The 25,290-nt window shown below is 44.7% G+C and carries 20 protein-coding genes and 8 tRNA genes; 18 read left to right on the top strand and 10 right to left on the bottom strand.

Annotated elements, in window-relative coordinates:
* Positions 1 to 346: 346 nt before the first annotated feature.
* The 4 genes from ACK8OT_RS17720 to ACK8OT_RS17735 all read right to left on the bottom strand — a co-directional run bounded on the left by ACK8OT_RS17720 (position 347) and on the right by ACK8OT_RS17735 (position 2,276).
* Positions 347 to 754, bottom strand: a complete 408-nt coding sequence (locus ACK8OT_RS17720) for a PH domain-containing protein (RefSeq protein WP_410197841.1) — start codon at positions 752 to 754, stop codon at positions 347 to 349.
* A 259-nt stretch (positions 755 to 1,013) separates the two neighbouring features.
* Positions 1,014 to 1,661: a hypothetical protein gene (locus tag ACK8OT_RS17725; RefSeq protein WP_410197842.1), complete on the bottom strand. Its 648-nt coding sequence runs from the start codon at positions 1,659 to 1,661 to the stop codon at positions 1,014 to 1,016.
* Positions 1,662 to 2,105: 444 nt separating this feature from the next.
* Positions 2,106 to 2,181: transfer RNA gene (locus tag ACK8OT_RS17730), tRNA-Ala, on the bottom strand.
* A 19-nt stretch (positions 2,182 to 2,200) separates the two neighbouring features.
* A tRNA-Ala gene (locus tag ACK8OT_RS17735) sits at positions 2,201 to 2,276 on the bottom strand.
* Positions 2,277 to 2,336: 60 nt separating this feature from the next.
* On the opposite strand from ACK8OT_RS17735, the gene ACK8OT_RS17740 reads away from it, so the two are divergent.
* Positions 2,337 to 2,513 (top strand): hypothetical protein, encoded by a 177-nt coding sequence (locus tag ACK8OT_RS17740; protein ID WP_410197843.1) that lies wholly within the window; start codon positions 2,337 to 2,339, stop codon positions 2,511 to 2,513.
* 50 nt (positions 2,514 to 2,563) lie between these two features.
* Here ACK8OT_RS17740 and gltX read toward each other — a convergent pair whose 3' ends face one another.
* Positions 2,564 to 3,976: a glutamate--tRNA ligase gene (gene gltX / locus ACK8OT_RS17745; protein ID WP_410197844.1), complete on the bottom strand. Its 1,413-nt coding sequence runs from the start codon at positions 3,974 to 3,976 to the stop codon at positions 2,564 to 2,566.
* 260 nt (positions 3,977 to 4,236) lie between these two features.
* On the opposite strand from gltX, the gene ACK8OT_RS17750 reads away from it, so the two are divergent.
* The 8 genes from ACK8OT_RS17750 to ACK8OT_RS17785 all read left to right on the top strand — a co-directional run bounded on the left by ACK8OT_RS17750 (position 4,237) and on the right by ACK8OT_RS17785 (position 7,421).
* Positions 4,237 to 4,312: transfer RNA gene (locus ACK8OT_RS17750), tRNA-Val, on the top strand.
* A gap of 36 nt (positions 4,313 to 4,348) precedes the next feature.
* Positions 4,349 to 4,424 (top strand) — tRNA-Val (locus ACK8OT_RS17755).
* Between the two features lie 39 nt (positions 4,425 to 4,463).
* A tRNA-Val gene (locus tag ACK8OT_RS17760) sits at positions 4,464 to 4,539 on the top strand.
* 38 nt (positions 4,540 to 4,577) lie between these two features.
* A tRNA-Val gene (locus ACK8OT_RS17765) sits at positions 4,578 to 4,653 on the top strand.
* A gap of 57 nt (positions 4,654 to 4,710) precedes the next feature.
* A tRNA-Val gene (locus tag ACK8OT_RS17770) sits at positions 4,711 to 4,786 on the top strand.
* Positions 4,787 to 4,829: 43 nt separating this feature from the next.
* Positions 4,830 to 4,905, top strand: a tRNA-Val gene (locus ACK8OT_RS17775).
* A gap of 274 nt (positions 4,906 to 5,179) precedes the next feature.
* Complete coding sequence (locus ACK8OT_RS17780; RefSeq protein WP_410197845.1) at positions 5,180 to 6,724, top strand: phospholipase D family protein; 1,545 nt, start codon at positions 5,180 to 5,182, stop codon at positions 6,722 to 6,724.
* A 16-nt stretch (positions 6,725 to 6,740) separates the two neighbouring features.
* On the top strand, positions 6,741 to 7,421 hold the full coding sequence (locus ACK8OT_RS17785; protein ID WP_410197846.1) for a DNA-3-methyladenine glycosylase I: 681 nt from the start codon (positions 6,741 to 6,743) through the stop codon (positions 7,419 to 7,421).
* Between the two features lie 76 nt (positions 7,422 to 7,497).
* Here ACK8OT_RS17785 and ACK8OT_RS17790 read toward each other — a convergent pair whose 3' ends face one another.
* A complete protein-coding gene (locus ACK8OT_RS17790; protein ID WP_410197847.1) occupies positions 7,498 to 8,397 on the bottom strand; it encodes a TIGR01777 family oxidoreductase in 900 nt (299 codons plus the stop codon).
* Positions 8,398 to 8,528: 131 nt separating this feature from the next.
* Between ACK8OT_RS17790 and ACK8OT_RS17795 the strand changes: the two genes are divergently transcribed.
* Together ACK8OT_RS17795 and ACK8OT_RS17800 are read left to right on the top strand one after the other, a co-directional pair.
* On the top strand, positions 8,529 to 9,578 hold the full coding sequence (locus ACK8OT_RS17795) for an AI-2E family transporter (RefSeq protein WP_410197848.1): 1,050 nt from the start codon (positions 8,529 to 8,531) through the stop codon (positions 9,576 to 9,578).
* 77 nt (positions 9,579 to 9,655) lie between these two features.
* Positions 9,656 to 10,561 carry a class I SAM-dependent methyltransferase gene (locus ACK8OT_RS17800; RefSeq protein WP_410197849.1) on the top strand — a complete coding sequence of 302 codons (906 nt, stop codon included), beginning with the start codon at positions 9,656 to 9,658 and terminating at the stop codon, positions 10,559 to 10,561.
* On the opposite strand, the gene ACK8OT_RS17805 is transcribed toward ACK8OT_RS17800, so the two are convergent.
* The 3 genes from ACK8OT_RS17805 to ACK8OT_RS17815 all read right to left on the bottom strand — a co-directional run bounded on the left by ACK8OT_RS17805 (position 10,553) and on the right by ACK8OT_RS17815 (position 14,520).
* A complete protein-coding gene (locus ACK8OT_RS17805) occupies positions 10,553 to 10,750 on the bottom strand; it encodes a hypothetical protein (protein ID WP_410197850.1) in 198 nt (65 codons plus the stop codon). The two genes, ACK8OT_RS17800 and ACK8OT_RS17805, sit on opposite strands and share 9 nt — an antisense overlap.
* Positions 10,751 to 11,093: 343 nt before the next feature.
* Entirely contained in the window at positions 11,094 to 13,238 is a 2,145-nt protein-coding gene (gene pta / locus ACK8OT_RS17810; protein ID WP_410197851.1) for a phosphate acetyltransferase, read from the bottom strand.
* Between the two features lie 85 nt (positions 13,239 to 13,323).
* Positions 13,324 to 14,520 carry an acetate kinase gene (locus ACK8OT_RS17815; protein ID WP_410197852.1) on the bottom strand — a complete coding sequence of 399 codons (1,197 nt, stop codon included), beginning with the start codon at positions 14,518 to 14,520 and terminating at the stop codon, positions 13,324 to 13,326.
* Positions 14,521 to 14,817: 297 nt separating this feature from the next.
* Here ACK8OT_RS17815 and yfbV point away from each other — a divergent pair, with 297 nt between their 5' ends.
* The 7 genes from yfbV (at position 14,818) to cydC (ending at position 23,011) form a co-directional block, all read left to right on the top strand.
* The gene (yfbV, locus tag ACK8OT_RS17820; RefSeq protein WP_410197853.1) at positions 14,818 to 15,267 is read left to right on the top strand and encodes a terminus macrodomain insulation protein YfbV; all 450 of its coding nucleotides are present in this window, start codon (positions 14,818 to 14,820) and stop codon (positions 15,265 to 15,267) included.
* A 484-nt stretch (positions 15,268 to 15,751) separates the two neighbouring features.
* Positions 15,752 to 16,315 carry a GbsR/MarR family transcriptional regulator gene (locus ACK8OT_RS17825; RefSeq protein WP_410197854.1) on the top strand — a complete coding sequence of 188 codons (564 nt, stop codon included), beginning with the start codon at positions 15,752 to 15,754 and terminating at the stop codon, positions 16,313 to 16,315.
* Positions 16,316 to 16,343: 28 nt separating this feature from the next.
* The gene (locus ACK8OT_RS17830) at positions 16,344 to 17,936 is read left to right on the top strand and encodes a cytochrome ubiquinol oxidase subunit I (RefSeq protein ID WP_410197855.1); all 1,593 of its coding nucleotides are present in this window, start codon (positions 16,344 to 16,346) and stop codon (positions 17,934 to 17,936) included.
* A gap of 9 nt (positions 17,937 to 17,945) precedes the next feature.
* On the top strand, positions 17,946 to 19,085 hold the full coding sequence (gene cydB / locus ACK8OT_RS17835) for a cytochrome d ubiquinol oxidase subunit II (RefSeq protein ID WP_410197856.1): 1,140 nt from the start codon (positions 17,946 to 17,948) through the stop codon (positions 19,083 to 19,085).
* Positions 19,086 to 19,140: 55 nt separating this feature from the next.
* The gene (gene cydX, locus ACK8OT_RS17840) at positions 19,141 to 19,269 is read left to right on the top strand and encodes a cytochrome bd-I oxidase subunit CydX (RefSeq protein WP_410197857.1); all 129 of its coding nucleotides are present in this window, start codon (positions 19,141 to 19,143) and stop codon (positions 19,267 to 19,269) included.
* A 225-nt stretch (positions 19,270 to 19,494) separates the two neighbouring features.
* Complete coding sequence (cydD, locus tag ACK8OT_RS17845; protein WP_410197858.1) at positions 19,495 to 21,297, top strand: thiol reductant ABC exporter subunit CydD; 1,803 nt, start codon at positions 19,495 to 19,497, stop codon at positions 21,295 to 21,297.
* The gene (gene cydC / locus ACK8OT_RS17850; protein ID WP_410197859.1) at positions 21,290 to 23,011 is read left to right on the top strand and encodes a thiol reductant ABC exporter subunit CydC; all 1,722 of its coding nucleotides are present in this window, start codon (positions 21,290 to 21,292) and stop codon (positions 23,009 to 23,011) included. Before cydD ends, cydC begins: the two co-directional genes overlap by 8 nt.
* A gap of 324 nt (positions 23,012 to 23,335) precedes the next feature.
* On the opposite strand, the gene ACK8OT_RS17855 is transcribed toward cydC, so the two are convergent.
* Entirely contained in the window at positions 23,336 to 25,216 is a 1,881-nt protein-coding gene (locus ACK8OT_RS17855; RefSeq protein ID WP_410197860.1) for a methyl-accepting chemotaxis protein, read from the bottom strand.
* Positions 25,217 to 25,290 lie beyond the last annotated feature (74 nt).

A 25,290-nucleotide genomic window follows, 5' to 3' on the forward strand; every position in this document is an offset into this window, starting at 1 on the left:
CTGCCTTTGAACAAAAAACTACAGGAAATTAGAACTAAAAGCGCACTTAAGACTAGAGTGGGAGAGTAAAACAAAAAAATTCCATAGAGAGAGAAAACTATAATAATTATACACCTTACTAGTCCTGCGTAATTGTAAGCTAGCAAACAATCGGCTTTGATGCTTTTTAACCTGAGCTTTGGATAAGCCATATCGTATGAATAATCCGCAAAAACGCGGTGAATATGTCCCTATACGCGCTGTGTTTTCATCCCTGAAAGCGAAGTTTTGCTACTTATTCATACGCTATTCTTTGGCTGACTCCATTAACCAGAATTGAGGTTTATTTAGTTTTTGACCCAGCTTTTTAGCTGATGGGGTGATTGATAGCAGCTAAAAACGCATCTTTGTCTTTCGGAGAGATAAGAATACTTTGATTCCCCCGGTACTTGATCTCTAACCTGTCTAAAGAAAGCGCAGGGCTAGATATGAAGCTGTGGCTTGTTTTTACCTGATCAATCGATGCGATGGCTATTTTCCAACTAAATGGCCCAGAGACTATTTTAAGCTCATCTTTATCGACTGTGTATTTAGTCCCCAGAATTAACCAAACTGGTAAGCCAACACCGATCACAAGCAAGCAGAATGCGAGAGCAAAATGCTTATTCGAAGCTTGATTAACGATTAAATCCCAAGCGCCAAATAGAGATACGGCAATACAAAAAATCAAGGCTAAAGCCAGCCATAAGTCTATCTTCGATTTGAACGTTTTCATGGTTACCTAAACTCCATAGGGAGAGAAAACTCTAATTATTATAAGCCTACCCGCCCTGTGCAATGATGAGCTAGTAAGGAATTGGTTTGATGCTTTTTAACCTGAGCTTTGGGTAAGCTATATCGTATGAATAATCCGCCAAAACGCGGTGAATATGTCCCTATACGCGCTGCGTTTTCATCCCTGAAAACGAAGTTTTGCTACTTATTCATACGCTATTCTTTGGCTGACTCCATTAACCAGTATTGAGGTTATTTATTTACCTTCTCGATACTTGAAAAACGCCGCCGGTATTTTTTAGCTCTTGAATGAATTGCGTTGATATGAAAAACGACTCACCAGAATAGTAACTTTTTGCACTTGCTTTGCCTTTTCGAATGTCTTTTCTAACACCGGATTTACCATCATAGGCCATATCACTGGCTAATACTTCAACACCGTCTTGCTTAACATCCACAACCAGCAAGGTGCCATATTTGAATTTTTCATCCGATTCGGTAAAAAGTTTAGTGAAGTCAACAGAATAAATATCATTGACGGCGGGGGATTCAATATACGCCATTTCTTGTGCATTGGTTTGTGCGGTATTGCTCTCTAGCCAGAAAAAAGCAACAGGAATGATCAGCGCCCACGCTTCCACAGGGATGAAAAATAACGTATGTGATGGCGACTTTTTCTTATTTCCTGTTTCAGGATCGATGAACACTTGTCTTTTTTTATAATTAAACCAATAGCCCAGTGCCGCTACCAGTAACGAACTGACGCCGATGGCAGCTAATTTAGGCCAGTCATTAGCCTTATAAAAGCCTTCACCATAAATAGAGTTAAGAACGGCTTGAGATGATAAAAATCCGCCAAACACTATGATTGGAATTAACCAGCCATACCCTCTCCATACAATTAACATGTTTCATTCCTTTAGTTATAAAAATGGTTTCCCTAACATTGGCTGCAAAGCTTGGAGGGAATTAACTTTGCTAGCTAAATAAGATTGCCGCAGCGATCGCTATCATGATGATAAATTGGCTAAACAAGGTAAAAATAAAACTGGCACCCAAGGGGCCACTTCGGGTGGATTGTATGTCAATTAATGGTAAAAATAACATGAACTAAAACAAGGTTTTTGCATTTCTAGTAGAAATGATGACAAATAGTATGTTGGTAACTACAGATAGGTATTGGTTTGATGTTGACGGAGTGATCAGCTTGGCAAGAGCGAGAGGTGAGCGGTAATAGGGTGTTATTTAGTGTTATAGAACAATTGCAGAACACAAAATAAAAATATTTTAAGGTGGTATGGCTAACTAGGATAAAAACGAAAAGTGGTTTGAAATAAAGAGATATAAAGAATTGGTGGAGCCATGCGGGATCGAACCGCAGACCTCAACGCTGCCAGCGTTGCGCTCTCCCAGCTGAGCTATGGCCCCAATAGAGGTTGAAGTAAAGTGGTGGAGCCATGCGGGATCGAACCGCAGACCTCAACGCTGCCAGCGTTGCGCTCTCCCAGCTGAGCTATGGCCCCGTTACTTCATAATATCTAACACTTAAAGCTGGCTGATTTGCTTTAAGTGAGGCGCATTTTATGCAGCGTTCGGGAAGCTGTCAACATCAAATCAGTCGAAAATGTCGACTTGGCAACCGTTTGCTAAAAAAAACACCGCTTTGGCTGAAGTTTGAGCAAAAAAAGCGGGTTTGGTGTCGTATTGCTATGTTGTATAACACGGCTAAGGTGAAATTAGGCCAGAAAGAGGGGGAATAAAAAAGGCCACCGAAGTGGCCTAAATGTAACTTTTTGAATCAACTCGTCACTTACTCGCTCGCGCGCTTGGCGATAAACTCAAGGGCTAGACCGATACGAGCTAGGCTGCGCTCTTTGCCGATAAGTTTAAGCGTGATATCAAGGGAAGGTGACTGACCTGCGCCCGTGATAGCCACACGTAGCGGCATGCCTACCTTACCCATACCTAGCTCTAGCTCAGTTGCCGCATCTTCAATTGCTTGATGTAATTGCGCTTCATCTTGCCAGTTTTCGATAGCGGCAAGTTTTTGTTGTACTTTTTCAAGTGCTTCGCCGGCAACCGGACGAAGGTGTTTTTTCGCTGCGCCAGCGTCAAATTCACTAAAATCTTCATAGAAGTAACGGCTTGATGCGGCTAGCTCTTTTAGGGTTTTAGCGCGATCGGCTAAGGCAGGGATAATTTCTGTTAGGGCTGGGCCATTGCTTACATCAATACCTTGATCTTGCATATGCCAGCTTAGGTACTCGGCAATGTGCTCAGGCGCGCCGGTTTTTATGTAGTGCTGGTTTAGCCAGTTTAGCTTTTCGGTATTAAAAGCAGAAGCTGCTTTGTTGATGTCGGTTAGCTTAAATAGCTCGGTCATCTCAGCAATGGAGAAGATCTCTTGATCGCCGTGAGACCATCCTAAGCGTACTAGGTAATTTAGGATCGCTTCAGGCAGGTAGCCGTCATCACGGTATTGCATTACGCCTACCGCGCCATGACGTTTAGATAATTTCGCACCATCGTCACCTAAGATCATCGACACATGTGCGTAAACCGGAATTGGCGCGCCGAGTGCTTTAAGGATATTGATTTGACGAGGTGTGTTATTGATGTGGTCTTCACCGCGAATAACATGGGTGATACCCATATCCCAGTCATCAACTACCACACAGAAGTTATAAGTGGGGGCGCCATCGCTGCGTAAGATGATGAGGTCATCTAATTCAGTGTTCTTAAATTCGATTGGGCCACGCACTTGGTCATCAAAAACCACACTGCCTTCGGTTGGATTCTTAAAACGAATAACATAAGGCTTGTCGGCAGGGTAGTCGGTGCGATTGCGCCATTCACCGTTATAGCGTGCGCTTTCGCCGCGCGCCATTTGCGCTTCACGCATGGCTTCCAATTCTTCAGGTGTGCAGTAACAACGATAAGCTTTGCCTTCGTCAACTAATTGCTGGATCAGCTCTTTATAGCGGTCAAAACGCTTAGTTTGGTAGTAAGGGCCTTCATCCCAGTTTAGGCCTAGCCAGCTCATGCCTTCTAAAATGGCATCCACCGCCGGTTGTGTAGAGCGCTCTAAATCTGTGTCTTCTATTCGTAAAACAAATTCACCTTGATTCGCTTTTGCATATAACCATGAATAAAGAGCGGTACGGGCGCCGCCAATATGTAGATAACCTGTCGGGCTGGGAGCAAAGCGCGTTTTAATCGTCATAATCGACTTCTGTCCTTTAGTTTTGAATAGAAAAGTTGGCTTTATTTTATCCTCGTGGCGCGCCAAGCTCAATTTTTGTCGTACAGTAATTGTTTATTTGGTGTTTTTTAGAACGCCTTTTGCTGGGTTTTTGTGCAAATTAATTAAATAATGTTCAGTCGTACAAAATTGAAAAAAAAGAGGTTGACGCTAGCGCTTTGCTCCCTATAATACGCCCTCACAAACACAGCGGATGTCGTTATTGACTAACGTTGATTGTTGGACGATTAGCTCAGTTGGGAGAGCACCGCCCTTACAAGGCGGGGGTCACTGGTTCAAGCCCAGTATCGTCCACCACTACCTTTTAGGTAGGCTTAGCAAGCACGATCTGTTGGGCGATTAGCTCAGTTGGGAGAGCACCGCCCTTACAAGGCGGGGGTCACTGGTTCAAGCCCAGTATCGCCCACCAACAGAACGGCAAGCAAAATTTGAAGTTACATATAAAGTTGGGCGATTAGCTCAGTTGGGAGAGCACCGCCCTTACAAGGCGGGGGTCACTGGTTCAAGCCCAGTATCGCCCACCACTTCAATCTAGTGCGAAGTGCCAACTTTATACTCTATCGGGCGATTAGCTCAGTTGGGAGAGCACCGCCCTTACAAGGCGGGGGTCACTGGTTCAAGCCCAGTATCGCCCACCACTTCAGCACAGCAAACGTGCATGTTAAAGAAGTGCCGATAGAGACAAACATTAAGCTGGGCGATTAGCTCAGTTGGGAGAGCACCGCCCTTACAAGGCGGGGGTCACTGGTTCAAGCCCAGTATCGCCCACCACTTCAACAATCACACTGTTTGAAGTGCCAGCTTAACAAAATATGGACGATTAGCTCAGTTGGGAGAGCACCGCCCTTACAAGGCGGGGGTCACTGGTTCAAGCCCAGTATCGTCCACCATCTCGTTTCATCATCCCCCTTTTTTAACGCTTTGTTTCTAATCCTTGTGTATCTCATTCAATAGCGCATATTTTGTTGTTATAGTGGCAAAATTAGTTGTTATCCGGTAGTTATGTGGCTCTGTTTGTAAATAACCACGCCCTTAATCAAATGGCTAGGTAGTTACGCTAGGAAACTGGCTAATGTTCATCCATGTTTTTGTGCTAACCATTTGTTATTATTCTAGATATACAAAGTCGCCATGAGGCGCGACGAATAAAGGATGCGAATGGACATGCGTAAACGGTCACTGTGGCTAGTTTTTTTCTTTTCTTGCTTGGCGGTGGGCTGTGCCCAGTTGCCCGACAACGACAATCTTCCCCAATCCTTTGTTATTACAAATGTTACAAATAGCAAGCTGAATCAAGCTGTTGCTGAAGAAGTGGCCGCTCAACCGGGAAAATCAGGGGTTGCATTATTAATTGATGGGATGGATGCTTTTATAGCGCGTATTGCGTTAATCCAAGCGGCTCAAGTCTCATTGGATCTACAATACTACATTTGGAAAAACGACTTAACGGGTAGGCTACTGGTAAGCCAATTGCTCGATGCGGCCGATCGCGGTGTGAGAGTTCGCATTTTACTGGATGATTTGGATACGTCTGGTAAAGATCAAGCACTGCATTTGCTCGATATGCACCCAAATATTGAAATCCGATTTTATAATGCGTTTGCTCATCGTCGGTTTCGCGCGTTTGATTTTATGACGGATTTAAATCGGGTGAATAACCGTATGCACAATAAATCCTTCACGGTCGACAATTCCTTCACCATAGTGGGCGGGCGCAACATAGGAAATGAATATTTTGGTGCCCAAAGTCATGCCGAATTTCGCGATTTGGATGTCCTCGCCACAGGCGAAGTGGTGGCTGAAGTGTCTACTATGTTTGATGAGTATTGGAACAGCCATTTGGTGTGGCCAAGCGCGACTTTTCTTGGCGAGCAAACGATTAGTCAAGCCCAATACCAACAAGCCAGAGACAATTTTAAGTACCAATTTCGCCAAGACAAAAATAATCCATATGTCGCAGCTGTAGAGAAGGTGGTTCTCAGTGCCGAGTTTAAGCGCAGAATGGATCATCTACTTTGGGTCAAGGCCGATATTTATGCCGACCTACCTGATAAAACCGAACGTGAAGCCGTTACTCGCGAAAGCCATATTGCACCGTTGATCACTCAGTTATATCAATCGGCACAGCAAGAGCTGGTCATTGTGTCCCCTTATTTTGTTCCAGATGATGCGCTTGTTGGTTTATTTGCTAGTTTAACCAAGCGAGGTGTGGAGGTGAAAATCATCACTAACTCATTGGCTTCTAATGATGTCAGTATTGTCCATGCTGGTTACATTAACTATCGCAAAGCCCTATTACAGGCTGGTGTTCAGCTCTATGAGTTTAAACCAACCTTAAATGCAGAATATGTTGATTCGCGTAAATGGTTTGGTTCATCTCATCTTAGTTTGCACTCAAAAGTCTTTATCGCCGATAAGCAGCAGGCGTTTATCGGCTCATTTAATTTAGATCCACGCTCGGTATTACATAACACTGAAATGGGAATGCTGATTCATTCCAAAGCCATTGGCATTGCCTTAGTGGAGGCGATTGAGAATCATATTGATCGCGTTAGCTATCAAGTCAAATTGGATGAGAACGAAGATCTTATTTGGCAAACTACCGTCAATGGAACACAGCAAGTGTTAACCAAAGAGCCTCAGACCAGTTTGTGGCAGCGCATAATGTTAAAGGTGCAATCTTGGTTTGTGATTGAAACTTTTTTGTAATCAATAGGAAGGCGCAGTGGAAGACTTTACACAGTTATATCAAAGAGCTTGTCAGCGTAAAGGCGGGGAAGCGGCGCTAAAGGCATTGCTGAGTTCGTCTATCAGCACTGAAGAGCTCTTGAGTATTCCCGATCATCGATTTCTAGCCGCCTTTACCCAAACTATTTTTCAGTCTGGCTTTGTGTGGTCAGTGGTGCGCAATAAATGGCCGGGTTTTGAAGAGGCTTTCTTTGGTTTTGAGCCTGAAAAAATGGTGTTACTTGATGATCTACATATTGAGCGACTGTGCCAAGATAAACGCATTATTAGAGCGCGGCAAAAAATTGTTACCGTGCCTCAAAATGCACAAATGATCCTCGCGATAGCTAAACAATACGGCAGTGTTGCAGAATTTGTATTGCAGTGGCCAAAGTCTGATTGGGTGCAACTGTGGCAATACTTTAAACAGCATGGCGCACGTTTAGGCGGCAATATCACCCCTTATAGCTTGCGAAAGTTAGGCATAGATACCTTTCTTTTGACTAAGGATGTCGAAAGCTATTTGCGCGCCCACGGTTATGTAGATGCGGGTTTAACCAGCAAAAAAGGGTTACAGCAATGCCAAGATGCGTTTAATCGCCTGCAACAACAAAGCGGCATGACCTTTACCCACCTTAGTCAAGTGATTGCTTACTCCGTAGGGGATAATCAGGTATAGCGATACCAATTGACCTGTGATGTGATGCTGCTGTTAGCGTCACATCAGCCATATTTTGTTGTGTGCTGGTGGTTAATCAAAGTTTATCAACGATATCGGCCAAGGCTGGCTCTAGCTCAGAGTAATGAAATTCAAATCCCGACTCGCGTAATTTACTGGGTATTACGTTTTGGCCATAAATGAGAATTTCACTCATCTCGCCAAAGATAACTTTAAGCACAGTCTCAGGCATAGGAAATAGCACGGGACGATGTAATGCCATCGCGAGATAGCGAGTAAACTCGCGGTTAGTCACGGGGTGGGGGGCTGTTAGGTTAAACGGGCCATGCAAATTATCTTGGCTCAGTAACCAACGTATCGCTGCCACCATATCATCGAGGTGGATCCATGACATATATTGATAGCCAGAGGCCATCTTACCGCCAAGGCCCATCTTAAAAGGAGGCAGCATTTTCTTTAATGCACCGCCTTCATGACTTAAAACAATCCCAGTGCGTAAGGTACAAACGCGGGTAATTTCCTTAACCTGATTGGCTATGTCTTCCCAGCGCTGGCAAACCTGATGGCTGAACTCATCATGATAATCGGTAAAGGTTTCATCGATTGGTTGGGCATCTTGACGGCCATAAATTCCGATAGCCGAGCCACTGATAAAAACACTAGGAGGCTCGCTCGAGGCTTTGATCAAGTCAGTTAAGGTTTGGGTTATTTGCCAGCGGCTTTGGCAGATGCGATCTTTTTGCGCTTGGCTCCATCTTTTGTCCGCAATGGGTTCGCCCGCTAGATTAATGACGGCGTCAAACTGATTTAGATCTTGCCATTGGTTTAAACTTTCAACTAATTGAATATCTTGGCCTAATCGGGCTTTGGCACGTTGTGGATGACGAGTTAATACGATTAGCTTGTGCTCTTGTTTGAGCTTATTGCATAACGCTCTGCCAATTAATCCGCTGCCGCCAGTGATTAAGATATTCATACTTGCCTCAATATTTTTGATTTATTTTATAGTATTACGTTAAATCGTCGGAAAAGGATGTTATTTTGCTAGCAAATCTTGTACTTGCCGTGTTGTACTTTGGTAACCCTATAGAATAGTGAGGAAAATACATGTCAGAGCAATCAGCTGCCAGTCGCGGGCTCTTCATCGCCGCAGCGATTATGATTTGTTTGGCGGGACTAAAAGCGGCAAGTAGCCTTGTCGTGCCTTTTTTGCTTGCGATGTTTATTGCAATTATTTGCCATCCGATCATTAACTTTTTAGTGGCCAAACGTTTACCCAGGACATTGGCAATTAGCTTGGTTATTGTTGTTATTGTGCTTGCCTTTGTGATTTTGGGCAGTGTAGTCGGCTCTTCTGTAGTTGAATTTAAAACCCAACTGCCGGCTTATGAAGCGCAATTAACCGAGCGCTTTATTGGATTAAATCAATGGTTAGTCGCCCATAATATTATTCTCACTACTGATATTTTAAGAGAATATTTTAACCCCAGTATTGCTATGAACATGGTGACAAATATGTTGTCTGGCTTTGGTAGTGTGCTGGCAAATGTGTTTTTGCTGTTGTTAACCGTTGTTTTTATGTTGGGAGAGGCGACGAGCTTGCCAGCAAAACTTCACCTAGCGTTTCGTGACCCTTATATGAAGCTGAAAAGTTTGGACATGTTTCTGCATTCAGTAAACCAATATATGTTAATCAAGACATTTGTCAGCATCGTAACAGGCTGTATTGTATCGCTGATTCTATGGATCATTGGCGTTGATTTTTTCATTCTCTGGGGCGTTTTGGCTTTTTTGCTTAATTACATACCCAATATTGGCTCTATTATTGCCGCTATCCCTGCGGTTATTCTTGCCTTTTTGCAACTCAGCTTAGGCCATGCTGCAGTGGTCGCACTAAGCTACATTCTGGTAAACATGGTGATGGGCAATATTGTTGAGCCGCGTTTTCTTGGTCGTGGTTTAGGTTTATCAACCTTAGTGGTTTTTTTGTCTTTAATATTTTGGGGCTGGCTACTGGGCACCGTAGGTATGCTGCTATCGGTTCCATTAACCATGATTTTTAAAATCGCTTTAGAAAACAGCGAGCAAGGTCGCTGGTTTGCTGTGTTACTTAGCTCTGATACCGATGAAGTAAGTGATATAGAGCCAACCAAGTAATTCAAGCGTAGGCTTTTCTTGTTCATTACAAAACGGCGATTCTGGTGTAGAATCGCCGTTTTTGTTTGAGTTAAATTATGTCACTTCTTGACCCTATTGCTCCTCATTTCAATTGGCCAGACTCAGAGCAGGCATGTCGGATCTTTCATGGCCGAGGTGGCCGCTTTGCCGATTATCGATTTATTAACATTGATTGGTTTGACTCTGTTGTACTGATTATTCTTTATAGTGAAGTGGAATCAAAATGGTTAGAAGCGCTAACTACCCATATACAACAGCAGCTTGGCTCACGTTGTCGCAGTATTCAAGTGCAATATCGATGCCGTCACTTAGCGCCTTATGAGGTACTCTGGGGGGAGCAAATAAGCGATCCTGTGGCTATCGAAGCTGGCCTAAAGTATCAACTTAGCCTAGGGCGTAACCAAAACTACGGCTTGTTTTTCGATATGGAGCAGGGGCGTCGCTGGGTGCAAGCTCATGCTGCGAAGGCTAATGTATTAAACTTGTTTTCTTATACTTGTGGTTTTTCAGTCGCGGCCATGGCTGGCGGAGCACGCCAAGTGGTTAACGTTGATATGAGTAAAGCGTCTTTAGCCGTGGGCCGTGACAACCATAGATTGAATCAGCATGACTTGTCTAGGGTAAAATACTTGGCTCATGACATATTTAAAAGCTGGGGAAAGCTGAAAAAAATGGGGCCATATGATTTGGTGATTGCCGATCCCCCTTCTTTGCAAAAAGGCAGCGTCAACGTTATTCGTGATTACCCAAAAATTATTCGCCGATTACCTGAGCTTTTAGCACCAAGTGGAAAAGCCATGTTGTGTTTAAATGCACCTGAGCTTGATTTTGAATTTTTACGCCAAGCCGTCAGTGAGCATTGTCCACAATTAACATTCGAGGCCGAGATTGCTCCTGGCCCCGTGTTTCAAAACTTGGATAAAGACAAAGGCTTGAAAGTGTTAGTGTACCGACTAGATTAGGCTTTGATCTAACAACCCCGCTAAGTCATCAAAGGTGGGGTTGTTCAAACTTTTGAGTTGCTCAACAATTTGTCGCTGCTGCATGTGGCTAAAATTCTTGCCTTCTAGATACAGCATCAAGGTGATATCGTTATTATCATGAAGTAGCTGGTGTAGCTGCGATGCTTGTCCCTCAATCATTTCATTCATTGATTTATACCTCTTTCAATGCACCTTCATTAAGCTTAAAACAGTTTCGCCCATCCACTAGACCAAATAATGCTAAACAGATTAGTCCTAGTTTAAGTATGGTTATATGAATGAAATAAGAGTATGACGGGTAAGTTTATACTTGTTTCTGTGTATAAATATTAGGCTTTACGGGCTAAAACTTTTTATTTGTGTGTGTAAGATTTAGATGTAAATGAAACTATCCACAAAAACTGTGTATAACTCTGTGGGTGAGATGATGGTAAACCTATGCTAAACCAAAGAGAACAAAAATAAAACCAGAGGGAAAAAATAAGGCCTTGTAAAACAAGGCCTTAGGTTGTTACGCTTTAAGTTGTGATGCTTGAATTGCAGTTAATGCAATGGTGTACACAATATCATCAACTAGGGCGCCACGTGATAGGTCGTTCACGGGCTTTCTCATGCCCTGTAGCATTGGACCGATACTGATAAGATCAGCACTACGTTGAACTGCCTTGTAAGTGGTGTTACCTGTATTTAAGTCTGGGAAGATAAATACGGTAGCTTTACCCGCTACTGGGCTGTTTGGTGCTTTGCTCTTAGCTACATTTTCCATGATGGCGGCATCATATTGTAATGGACCATCAATGATCAGATCTGGACGACGCTCTTTGGCAATTTTGGTTGCTTCGCGTACTTTGTCTACATCCGAGCCGGTACCTGAAGAGCCGGTAGAGTAACTGATCATCGCCACTTTTGGCTCGATACCAAATGCAGCGGCAGAATCGGCTGATTGAATAGCGATATCGGCTAGTTGCTCAGCATTTGGATCTGGGTTAATTGCACAGTCACCGTAAACCAAGACTTGATCAGGCAGTAGCATAAAGAAGATTGACGATACTAAGCTTGCCCCTGGTGCGGTTTTAATTAACTGCAAAGGTGGGCGGATGGTGTTAGCCGTTGTGTGCACCGCACCCGAAACAAGACCGTCTACTTCATCTTGCGCTAGCATCATGGTACCCAGTACCACGTTATCTTCAAGCTGTTCACGCGCAACCACTTCGGTCAAGCCTTTGCCTTTACGCAGCTCTACCATAGGCGCGACATATTTTTCGCGAACCGTTACGGGATCTATGATGGTGACACCTTCACCCAGTACCACACCTTGCTGTGCAGCAACCAATTGAATCTTCTCAGGGTTACCTAACAGAATAGGGGTTGCGATACCACGTTGTTCACATAACGCGGCGGCTTTAATTGTACGCGGCTCTTCACCTTCAGGTAGCACGACGCGGCGATTGACGGCACGCGCTAGTTCAGTTAAGTGGTAACGGAACGCAGGTGGCGACAGCTTACGCGGTAAGGTTGAGCCTTGCGTTAGGGTGGCGATCCAGTGTTTATCAACATGGCCTGCGACATAGTCTTGTACCAGCTCGATACGCTCGGCGTCATCGGTTGGGATTTCCATGTTAAAGCTTTGCAGTCTAACAGCGGTTTGCCAAGTGTTAGTGTTGATCAGCATGATAGGCAGACCTGTGGTCTCCATCGCCGTTTGACACAGTTTCATTACTTGTGGCTCAGGCTCGTAACCGCCCGTTAGTAACAAACAGCCGATTTTAACGCCGTTCATTGAAGCCAGACACGCCGACACGATTACGTCACTGCGATCACCCGACGTTACTAGCATAGAGCCAGGCTTGAAGTGCTCAACCATATTAGGAATAGAGCGGGCACAGAAAGTCACACTTTGTAGACGGCGCGTCGCCATTTCACCCGCGTTTAATATGGTTGCATCCATATGCTGCGCTAGATCTTTAGCACGCGGTGCAACTAAGCTTGGATTCCAAGGGATGCAGCCTAAAATGCGTAGCGGGCTCTTGCCAAACATTTGCAGCACTTCAAGATTAGCACCTGACTTGTGATGATTTTCAAACATCTCAGCGAGGTCTGGGCGGGTCTTTTCATGATCATCAAGGGGCGCGCCCACTTTGTTGATGATACAACCAATGATGCGCTTGTTGTCATGGCCACCAAAGGCTGACACGGCAATCTCGATGCGCTCTTTTAGCTGCTGGCTTGAATCGTTACTTGGGTGCGTAACAAACACCATTTCTGCGCCAAGGGCTTTAGCAATCTGGTAGTTAATTTCATTAGCAAACTGGTGCTTAGCGGTTGGCACTAGGCCTTCTACCACAACCACATCGGCTTCAGATGTACCGGTTTTAAAGCGAGCAACAATGTTTTCAAGTAACTCAGAGGTTTGGTTAGTTGAAATCATGTTTTCAGCATACTGCATGCTAAATGGCTCAGGCGGGATAAAGTTGGTTGCGTTACGTATGATAGTGGTCGATGGCTCTGGCCCTGTATCACCTGATTTAGGCTGAGCGATAGGCTTAAAGAAGTTAACAATAACACCATGGCGTTCCATAGCGCGAACCATGCCAAGGCTAACCGATGTGACACCGACGCCGGAGCCAATAGGGATAAGCATTATAGTACGAGACACAAGCGTTCCTCATTTTAGTAGTTGAGCTTTTGCTCTAATTAGTACCCTGCAGCGATAAATTGACTTATCGCTGCAATTAATCATTTTATTGGTTAACCAATTCGGCAGAATCTTGTGCAATTACCCATTCTTCATTAGTCGGGATCACTAATGCAATTGGGCTGTTTTCTGCGGTAATAATGCCTTCATTGCCCAAACGCGCCGCTTCGTTTTTCTCATCGTCAACAACAAAGCCAAATATAGCTAAGTTTTCTAATACAATTTTACGGATATTGGCTGAATTTTCGCCAATGCCGCCAGTGAAAACAATCGCATCTAAACGGCCCAAAGGAACGGTGTAAGAAGCTATGTATTTTGCTAAACGGTAACAGAAAATTTCTAGTGCTAAGGTACAGCCTTTATGACCTTCAGCAACGCCTTGCTCGATAGCACGGCAATCACTTGAAACTTCAGAGATCCCCATCAAGCCACTTTGCTTGTTTAGCACGTTATTCACTTCATCTAAGGTATAGCCAAGCTTGTTAACAAGGTGCTGAATGATGCTTGGGTCAATGTCACCACTGCGGGTACCCATAACTAAGCCTTCAAGTGGCGTTAACCCCATGCTGGTATCAACGCTTTTGCCACCCTTAACGGCACAAAGTGAAGCGCCATTGCCTAAGTGAGCGGTGATCACATTGAGGTCTTTAACTTCTTTGCCCAACAGTTTGGCGGCCATGCGGCTAACGAATAAATGGCTAGTGCCGTGCATGCCGTAACGACGAATGCCATGCTCGCGGTATAGCTTATAAGGCAGCGCGTAAAGGAACGCAGACTCTGGCATAGTTTGATGGAAAGCGGTATCAAACACGGCTACTTGCGGTAGCTTTGGAAATGCGGCTTGCGCTGCGCGAATACCAATAAGGTGGGCTGGGTTATGCAAAGGAGCCAAGGCTGCACAAGCCTGAATACCCGCTATAACACTTTCATCTATGATCACTGATTTGGTGAATTTTTCGCCGCCATGAACCACGCGGTGACCAATCGCAATCAAGTTTTCAAGCAATTCTGGTTTAGTGCTAAGTATGTTGCCTACAATGAATTCAATAGCTTCACGGTGAGCAGAAAATGCGCCTAATGATGCTTCTTGTTTAGTGCCGTCTAACTTCCATTTTATTCTGGCTTCTTCTAAATTAAAGCATTCTGCTAGGCCTGAGATGTACTCATCACCATTAACGGCGTTAAGTACGGCGAATTTCAAAGAAGAGCTACCGCAGTTAAGAACGAGAACAAGTTTGTTCATTGGCAAATCCTAATAACATTTCGATTACGTTTGGAATACAATTGAAATTATGTCAATTGCTGGACTTAATGTATCCTTAAGCATATAAACAGGTTATTTCTTGTGCTAAACACGGTTTATATTCGGTCTGAAACTGAGCATGAAAACAGTTAAATCGACTTGAGATACCTTAGTTGTAACAAGGATACAACTAACGTAAGAAAATAACAAAGTGAAGCGTCTACAGAGTTAATTAAAATCAATTTTTAACAAATTAGACTCATTTTATGGCCAATTTAAGTGGTAAGGCAGGTAAAGATGAAGTTTTTTGGTGGAAAATTACATAATGGCAAAGCCTATATGAAGCTTTGGCCTCAGCGTAAAGAGCTCAACAGTTTGTTTCCTGAAAATAGAGTGATAAAAACGACTGAATTCGCTGAAAAATACATGCCGATGATGGCGGTCTTTACCTTGTTGTTACAACATCAATTTGGTCACGAGATGTTTTGGCCGACCACTGTAGGCATGGTGTTATTCATGGTTACCTTACCATTGCAGGGATTATATTGGTTAGGAAAGCGCTCCATGAGCCCACTACCACCCAGTTTAGTACGTTGGTACCATGAGATTTTAGATAAATTGGCAAAAAAACAGGTGAATGAAAACGATGAAACGAGCGTGCCTGTTGTTACAAAGCCAACTTATGGTGATTTAGCATTAGTGTTAAATCAAGGTTTTAAAACCTTAGATAAAGCCTTTATTCACTAACGTGGTACCACTAACGTGGCATCAATGGCGTATCAAAATCCATAGTGCGACGTCGTTTTGGCTCAGAAAAGTGAGTTAAACTGTTATTTCATCAAAATGTAACATTTAGCTCTGCTTTGTTTGCCTGCCAGCTGTGAGGATGAATAGGCTAATTAGGTTGTATTTATTTGGATCTAAATAAGCAGGCTATTGACCTGCTTCCAATTTTTCTGCCCCCCATTTCTCCAATCCGATGCTCATTTCCATTCACCTTTACGAACTCATACCCTTGCTACTCTTGTTGTAACCCTTTGTATAAATTTACTATTCATTTTTTGTTGGTGTTATTGCTGGCATTCTGACTATGCAAGAACAAGGCCTGAATACTGCTAGAGTTTAACAAATTCGCAAAATACTTCTGTTAGTTTGCTGCTGATTGATCTTGATCAAAAGCGTCTTTTTAATTTAAACTTTCAGAAATTTCTGAAAGTTTAAGAAGGTGGAAATGGACCTCTCACCCAATATCCAATCATTTGTCTTTCATTTCGGCGAAATGGGCAGCCGTTGGGGCTTCAATCGTACCGTTGGCCAAATGTTTGCTTTGTTGGTGGTGACCGAACGGCCACTAAGTGCAACTGAGCTAGCCAGTGCCTTGAACATCTCTCGTGGCAACGTCAGCATGGGCATGAAGGAACTGCAATCATGGCGTTTGGTTCAAGTCAGTCATGTGCCCGGTGATCGCAAAGAATACTATCGAGTGACTGGCACTATTTGGGATCTTGCCAATACTATCTTCGAGGAGCGCAAAAAGCGCGAAGTTGACCCTACCTTATCGTTACTACGCGACAACTTATTAGCTGAGCCTGTCGATCAAGACGAAGCCTTTGCGTTAGAAAAAATGCAAGAAATCCATGATTTACTGGAGATGCTCACCCAGTGGGCCGGTGAGCTACAGGGACTTTCTCCTGAGAAATTAAGCACCTTAATGAAGCTTGGCGCTGGGATAAGCAAGATCCTGAACATGAAAGAACAACTATTTAATAAAAATCCGCAGTCACCGTCTGAATGAAGGTGAAGTTGCCAATTAGGAGCGCAGTATGATCAATGAAACCTTAGTGGAGCTCTCGCGGTGGCAGTTTGCCATTACCGCGATGTTTCACTTTATCTTTGTCCCCTTGACGCTAGGTTTAACCTGGATCTTGTTCATCATGGAGTCGGTCTACGTGATGACTGGCCGCCAGATCTACAAGGACATGACTAAATTCTGGGGTAAGTTGTTCGGTATCAACTTTGCCATTGGTGTTGCCACAGGTTTAACCATGGAGTTTGAGTTTGGTACCAACTGGTCGTATTACTCACATTACGTGGGTGATATTTTTGGTGCGCCGTTGGCTATTGAAGGCTTAATGGCTTTCTTCTTAGAGTCGACCTTCGTTGGTATGTTCTTCCTTGGTTGGGAAAGGCTCAGTAAACGCCAGCATTTGGCGGCGACATTCTTAATGGCGTTAGGGACAAACCTTTCTGCGCTGTGGATTTTGATTGCGAATGGCTGGATGCAAAACCCTGTGGGCAGCGAGTTTAACTACGAAACCATGCGCATGGAGATGACTAGCTTTGCTGAGCTGGTATTTAACCCGGTTGCTCAAGTTAAATTTATTCATACGGTCGCTGCGGGTTATGTTGCAGGCTCTATGTTTGTATTAAGTATCAGCAGTTATTACATCCTTAAAGGGCGTGATTTGGCTTTCGCAAAACGCTCGTTTTCGGTGGCGGCAGGCTTTGGTTTAGCGTCTATTTGTTCGGTTATCCTACTTGGCGATGAATCTGGCTATGAAGTCGGTGAAGTGCAAAGGGTTAAGTTAGCGGCCATTGAAGCTGAATATGAGACGCAACCTGCGCCAGCTTCGTTTACCGTGATAGGTTTTCCTAACGATGAAACCATGGAAACCGAGCATGCCATTAAGATCCCGTATTTAATGGGGATCATTGCTACGCGCTCACTCGATGAAGAAGTTGTTGGTCTGCGTGATCTACAAGCGGAGCACGAAGTGCGTATTCGTAACGGCATGGTGGCTTATGAGTACTTGCAAAAACTGCGCAACGGTGAAGACACGCCTGAGAACATAGCTAAGTTTGATGAACTAAAAGTTGACCTAGGTTATGGCTTATTGCTCAAGCGTTATACCGCGAATGTGGTCGATGCCACCGAAGAGCAAATTCAAATGGCGGTGAAGGATTCAACGCCACCCGCCGCGCCATTGTTTTGGACTTTTAGGGTTATGGTGGGATGCGGCGTGATCATGCTGGGCTTGTTTGTATTGGCGTTCTACTACAATGCTAAACGCCAAATTGAGCAAAAACCTTGGTTGCTAAAAGCCATCTTGTTTGCACTGCCACTGCCTTGGATTGCCATTGAGACAGGTTGGTTTGTGGCGGAATTTGGTCGTCAGCCTTGGGCTATCAGTGAGGTATTGCCTACCTTCTTAGGGGTCTCAGATCTGACCGTGAGTCAACTGGTCACTACTATGATTGCTTTCTTAAGTGTTTACGCCATTTTGTTTGCGATTGAAATGTATCTAATGATTAAGTTTGCCAAGCAAGGGCCAAGCTCACTGCACACCGGACGCTATCATTTTGAAAAGCAAGCGAACAGCAATGCTGATGCCAGTTTGCGTCAAAGCCATTACTAGGAGTAAGACATGTTTGATTATGAAACCTTAAAATTAATTTGGTGGGCTATCATAGGCGTCTTAATGATTGGCTTTATGGTGACCGACGGCATGGACATGGGCGTGGGGACCTTATTACCATTTGTAGGTAAAACCGATGACGAGCGCCGTGTGGTGATTAACACGGTGGGCGCCCATTGGGACGGTAACCAAGTTTGGTTTATTACCTTAGGTGGCGCGCTGTTTGCGGCTTGGCCTTTGGTGTATGCCACGGCGTTTAGTGGCTTTTACTTTGCCATGATGCTGACCTTGTTCGCGCTATTTTTGCGTCCACTTGGTTTTGATTATCGCAGTAAACTAGATAATAAACAGTGGCGTAACAATTGGGACTGGGCATTGTTTGTTGGTAGCTCGGTGCCGCCGTTAGTATTTGGTGTTGCCTTTGGTAACTTATTACAAGGCGTACCATTTCACTTTGATGATTTAATGCGGGTGAGTTATACCGGCAGCTTTTTTGCCTTGTTTAACCCATTTGCCTTGTTATGTGGTGTGGTAAGCGTGGCGATGGTGACCATGCACGGCGGTGCTTGGCTAGTGATGCGCACCGAGCAAGTGGTGGCGGAGCGTGCGGCTAAAATCGGTATTGTTGCCGCATTAGTGCTGGTGGCTGCGTTTGTATTTGCCGGCGTATGCATTTGGCTTTGGATCCCAGGTTTTCACATTATGGGAGAGGCCGACATCAGCGGAGTTGCTAATCCAACCCTTAAGCAGGTTGAACTAGCGGACGCGGCTTGGCTAGCAAACTACAGTTTGTATCCATTTATGTGGTTGTTTCCTATTGCTGGCGTGGTGCTTGCGTTAGTTGCCGCCGTGTTGATGAAACTCGGTAAGGGCGCGCTGGCATTTATTACGACCAGTATTGCTAATGCTGGGGTGATTTTAACGGCGGGCGCATCCATGTTTCCATTTGTCATGCCATCAAGCTCGGTGCCTAATCACAGCTTGACCTTGTGGGATGCGGTATCAAGTGAAATGACCCTGAATTTAATGCTGATTGCAGTGATAGTGTTATTGCCATTTGTATTGGCTTATACCATTTGGTGTTATTACAAAATGTGGCGCAGGGTTACCGTTGCCGAGATCACAGAGCACAGTCACTCGACTTACTAATGCAATTAACAAGGTGGCGGGTATCAATGCCAGTCACCTTAGATAAGGAATTACTATGTGGTATTTTAGTTGGATTTTAGGTGTGCTGTTGGCCTGCGCCTTTGGCATCATTAATGTAATGTGGTACGAAATGCAGCAACATGTCGATAATGTTGCTAAAGACCAAGATGAGGATAACGTTTAGCCCGTCTTTAAAAGATAGGGCAAAGTCATCCCATCTATATCGGCAGCTAGGCTCTCAAGCGTGATGCTCAGAGCCTATTGATGAGCAAACGTTGCTGACTCATTTATGCCATAACGACTCAATATGTTGGCTAACTTGTTTTGGCCAACTTAAGTCAAACCCTAATTTGGCCTTGGTTATGCTTTTCAGGAAAGCGCAGCCATGCGCGGTTGTTTAGGAGTTAGCGTGTCACAGCCTCTTTCTCAGGATACAACAAAGCAAGCTAATCGCTGGCTAAAGCAGCAAAAGACCAAATCCAATGGTTTATTAACTAAGGCGATTGCCTTTGGCTCCTTTAATGGTTTGCTAATGATAGGCCAGATGGCATTGCTCGCTATCATCATCAATAAAGCCATCTTTGAGCAGCAAACCCTTTCGAATTTAATCCCTTGGTTTGGTTATCTGGTTGGCGTGATCTTATTGCGCGCGCTGTTTGGTTATTTCAGTGAGCGTTTCAGTCAGCGCGCTGCTGCTAGTATCAAACAGCAAATTCGCCAAGAGCTGCTAGCGAAAATGGTGCGCCTTGGGCCTGCTTATTGTCGTCAATTCGGCCAATCAAATCTGGCTCAATTAACCCATCAAGGGGTGGAGTCATTACAAGATTATTTTGCTGGTTACTTACCTGTTGTTGCCTATTGTGCGGTGATCCCTTTTGGTGTGTTGGCTCTGGTGTTTCCATTTGATTGGGGCGCGGGCTTGATTTTAGTGTTTACCGCGCCGTTTATCCCCTTTTTTATGATATTAATTGGCCAGCGTGCAGAGGCGATGAACCAGCAACACTGGGCTAAATTGCTGCGTATGAGCAGTCATTTTCTAGATATTATTCAGGGCCTTACCCAGTTAAAGGTGTTCAATGCCGCGCGCCAAGAGCTGGCAGCAGTGAAGTCAATCAGTGATGATTACCGTCGTCAAACCATGAAAATTCTGCGGGTGGCGTTTTTGTCGTCATTCTTTTTGGAATTTTTAGCTTCTATTTCTATCGCCTTAGTCGCAGTGATTTTTGGTTTCCGTCTTTATTACGGCGAAGCCACTTATGTGATAGCTCTTTGGATCTTATTATTGGCCCCTGAGTTTTACTTGCCGTTTCGTAATTTAGGTACGCAGTACCATGCCAAAATGGCAGGGGCGGCAGCCGCGGTAGATATGATCAAGCTGCTGGAGCAGCCTGAGCCTAATGTTGCGGCAAATGGTGCAGCAAACATGCAGTCAATGACGCCAACATTAACCGCGCCATTTGCAATTAGCTGTCAGCAGTTAAACTTTGCTTATCCCGGACGCAGTAACACCTTAGTGGACATTAATTTGGACATCGAAGGCCCCGGCTTATATGCCATTGTGGGTGCCAGCGGAGCGGGAAAATCAACCTTAATTGATATGATATTGGGTTTTCAAACTCCAGCGAGTGGTCAAGTTCTGATCAATCAGCAAGTATTAACGCCTGTGTTACGTGACACTTGGCTACATCACTGTGGCTGGATAGCGCAGCAAGGGCAAGTGTTTTTCGGCTCGATTGGTTATAACCTCGCCCTGAGTGAAGACATTGACGCGAGCCGTGCACAGCAAGCACTCGAACAAGCAGGGTTGAAGGATTTTGTCGACTCCCTAGCACAAGGCATTAATACCCAAGTAGGGGAAGGAGGGCTTGGGCTTTCAGGTGGCCAAAGTCAGCGACTGGCATTGGCAAGGGCATTTTATCATCAGCCTGACGTGTTGGTGTTAGATGAGCCAAGCAGTCATCTGGACAAAGACAGTGAAGCTAAAGTGCTTGAGGCCATCACCGAATATGCGAAAACCCACTTGGTGATAGTGATTGCTCACCGTTTACATACGGTTAAGCAAGCCAAGTCCATTATTGTATTAGCGCAAGGTCAAGTCGCTGAGCAAGGTACGCATCAGCAATTACTTGAACAAGGTGGCCTGTACCATGCCATGTTAAATGTGGGTGACTATGGCGCATTGTCTGCTTCAGGGGAGCGTCGCCATGACTAATATTGTTCGCTTACTTAGGTTGATGAAGCCGCAACTTGGGGTAATGACGCTGGGCGCACTGTTATCCTTGGTTGCCTTGTTAGCTAATATCAGTTTACTGGCGGTATCGGGTTGGTTTTTGACCATCATGGCGATGGCGGGGCTAACGGGCGCTTCGATTAACTATTTTACCCCCGGCGCGGTGGTGCGCTTTTTGGCCATCGTTAGAACCGCTGGACGTTATGCCGAGCGGCTGGTCACCCATGAGGCGACTTTTCGGATTTTAGCTCAGTTAAGGTATTACTTTTATCAAAAGTTGTTACCTTTACTCCCTTACTATCAGGTGCAATTCCAATCGGCTGATTTGTTGACGCGAATGCAGCAAGATATTGATAACTTGGATAACTTTTATCTGCGTATCTTGTTGCCATTTACCGTGGCAATTGTCAGTGTGCCGCTGGTGTGTGCGGGAGTTGCCTATTTTTCCGTGACGTTAGCCTTGGTATTAGCTGGTGTGTTATTGATACTTGGGATAGGTTTGCCCTATGTCACTTATCGCGTCAGCGTGGCTCAAGCTCAGCAAAAATTAGCTGTTAATAATCAACTGCAACTGAGCTTAGTTGATGGCATATTTGCCCTGCGTGAATTGATCATGTATCAGGTAACACCAAAATATACCGAGCATGTACTGGGGTTATCACAACGTTTATTAAATATTGAAGTTGCGTTACAGAGGTATCGCAGCTTGGCTAACAGCGCCAACTTTTTGCTCGTCAACGCCTTGGTTATCTTTAGCTTTATCATCTTGATCCCGCAGGTTGAGCAGGGACACTTGGCAAGTGAATATATCGCTAGTCTAGCTTTGTTGATGTTAGTGAGTGTTGAAACCGTGATGGCATTGCCACTCGCTTGTCAGTTATTACCCAATACCCTAGCCAGTGCGGCGCGTTTGTTTGAAATTGTCGACAAGCCAAGGCCTGAATTTGCTGGCATAGAAAAGGTAACCAAGGGCGAGATTGTCTTTAGCCAATTGCAGTTTAGTTACCCTGAGCAAACAGAAGTCGCGCTAAAAGGCATATCCCTTAGCATTCAGCCCGGTCAAAAGGTGGCTATTATCGGCCCCAGTGGCGCAGGAAAATCCACACTGGTTAACTTGCTGATGGGCTTTTGGCCAACTCCTGTAGGGCAGCTGAGCATAGCTGGGACGGATCTTAATGCGTTTGATCGTGAAGATTTAAGGCAGCATGTCACCTTGATGAGTCAAACGGGGCACATCTTTAATGCCACTATCGCTGACAACTTACGCTTAGCTAATCCCGATGTGACCCATGAGCAAATGCAAAGAGTCTGTGAGCAGGTTGGCTTATTAGACTTTATCAACTCGCTAGAGCAGGGGGTTGACACTTGGCTAGGAGAAACAGGCGCAGGTTTATCTGGGGGACAACGCCAGCGGCTGCAACTTGCACAAGTATTGTTGCGTGATGGCCAAGTGTTGATTTTAGATGAGCCCAGTAAGGGCTTGGATAACTTATCAGAGCAGCAGCTGATGGCGAAGCTGTTTCATCATTTAGCGCAATCCCAGCAAACCCTGATCATGGTCACTCACAAACCCGTCATGCTGGCAGCGATGGATAAAATAGTGGTGATGGAAGATGGCCAAATCAGCGCCATGGGCAATCATCAGCATTTACTTGAGACTTGCCCTTACTATCGCGATCTGATTGATTATTTTTAGTGCGACAAAAAAGCTCCTCACGCTAGGGTCTGTTGATCTTTGGTGGTTAATTTTTGTTCGAGATAAAAGCGTTTTGAGCAAGGCGAGCAGTGTGTAGCTTAGCATTCTAAGTAAATACTGCTCAACGACGGGCAAAACGCTTTTAGCCGAATCCGTAGGACAGCGTTTGTTGGTCATTTCTACTGCGTTAGCGACTTTTCGCGTAGTTCACTATGCCACAAAGCCGCTGCCTTGTATAAATACCCAACAAATCGCTGCAAAAACAAGCTCAAAAGATCAACAGACCCTAGGAGGAGCTTCGTTTGCGATTTATGTTGAGTGTCGTTAAACCTTAAACTGGCTCAGTAATTTATCTTGCTCTGAAACTTGTTGCTCCATCGCGCGACAATGGTTGACTTGCTCTAATGCACCGTTAGACACATCTTGGCTAATGTCGCGAATGTTAGTGGTGTTACGGTTAATTTCCTCTGATGTGGCCGATTGTTGCTCGGCGGCGGCGGCAATTTGCAAGTTCATGTCATTAATTTGCAATATGGCCGAACGAATAACATCCAAAGCATCATTGGCTTTATTGGCTTCTTCAGATGTATCACTGGCCAATTCTCGGCTTTGCTTAATTTTTGACTCCGCTTCTCGCACACCACTTTGTAGCTGCTCTATCATGGTTTTTATTTCGCTGGTGGATTGCTGCGTACGAGAAGCCAGAGAACGAACTTCGTCGGCCACTACCGCAAACCCCCGGCCTGTTTCACCCGCGCGGGCGGCTTCTATGGCCGCGTTTAAGGCGAGCAAATTGGTTTGCTCGGCAATGCCCGTGATCACTAATAATATGGATTCAATGTTGTCGCTGTATTTGGCTAATTCCACGACGGTGGCAACGGCGTTGTCCATCTCTTTAGCCAGATTTTGAATCGAGCGGCTAGCGCTGGATACGATGGCCACCCCGTTGGCTGTTTCAGTATCTGCGGTTTGCGCCGATTGAGCGGCGACTTGCGCACTGTTGGCGACTTCCACCGCACTTGAAGCCATTTGATTCATGGCGGTGGCGAGTTGATCTAACTCGGCAAGTTGCGTGGCTAACTCTGACTCGGCTTTTTGCGATTCTTCACTGGTAAGGGAAGTACTGTGCCTGATGTCATCGGATATGGATTTTATTTGGGTGATCATGGTTTGCAGCTGTGCTACAAATTTATTGAACTGATCTGCCACATCACCAAATTCGTCGTTGGATAATACTGGCAAACGTTTGGTTAAATCACCGTTACCGCTGTTTATTTCAATTAAAGAGCTACTTAATAAGCCAATTGGACGAAGGATACGTTGCATTAAGGTACTTACGATAAACACACCAATTAACAAGCTAATTAGACCACCAAACAAGGACTTCCAAGCAATTGCTTCGGCATCAGCCATAACGATATCTTCGTCAACCACTACGGCAAGATACCAATCAAGCCCTTTTAGGTCTTTTAATGGCGAAAAACTGACCCATAGTGATTTTCCACCGACGTCGACTTCTTTAATCGATGATTCAAGGGGAAGTTTAGTACCGCTAAACGCTTGGCTGTAGTCTTGACCGTTAAGGTCTGAATTGGGATGAGATATGATTTTGCCATTACTACTGAGTAAAAAGGCATAGCCCGAGCCATTAAAATTCACCGTGTTTAATGCATCTGAAACCGTTTTAAGGTTTAAATCTCCACCAAACGCCCCCATGAAATTTCCTTTATCGGAAAGCTTAGCCACCACAGAGATAAGAATATCTTTGGTCACTGCATCGGCATAAGGCTCGGTGATGGCTGCTCCTTTAGCCGCTCTGGCTACACTATACCAAGGGCGTTTTCGCGCATCCCAGTTATCAGGCTGCCAGGTTGGATCATTCGTAATGGCGACGCCGTCGGTATCAAGACCACCAAAGATAAGCAAAAATTCATCTTTTAATAAGGGGCTATCAAATGCCTCTTGAATATTCTGGGGGCTAAAGTCAGTGTCGATAAACTGAGCGACTAGATTGATGAGTTCCAACTTGCCATTTAACCAGTGGGTAATTTGCAGGTTTAATGCATCACTTGACTCCACTATCGAGCCATATGAATGAGTTCTGAGGTTATTAGACATCTCTTTATATTGGAACCAAGACAATAAGCTGATTGTGACTGCCAACACAATTGACGAGGCACCCACCACTTTCCATGACACTTTCATAGTTCAATCCTAATAAATACGATGTAAAAATGTGGTTTATAGATTTAGCTTAAGTCGAAAATGAGTTTTTGCTT

It is taken from the genome of Motilimonas thetidivivens, assembly GCF_046452435.1.
In the GTDB taxonomy this organism is placed as follows: Bacteria; Pseudomonadota; Gammaproteobacteria; order Enterobacterales; family CBDFNC01; genus Motilimonas.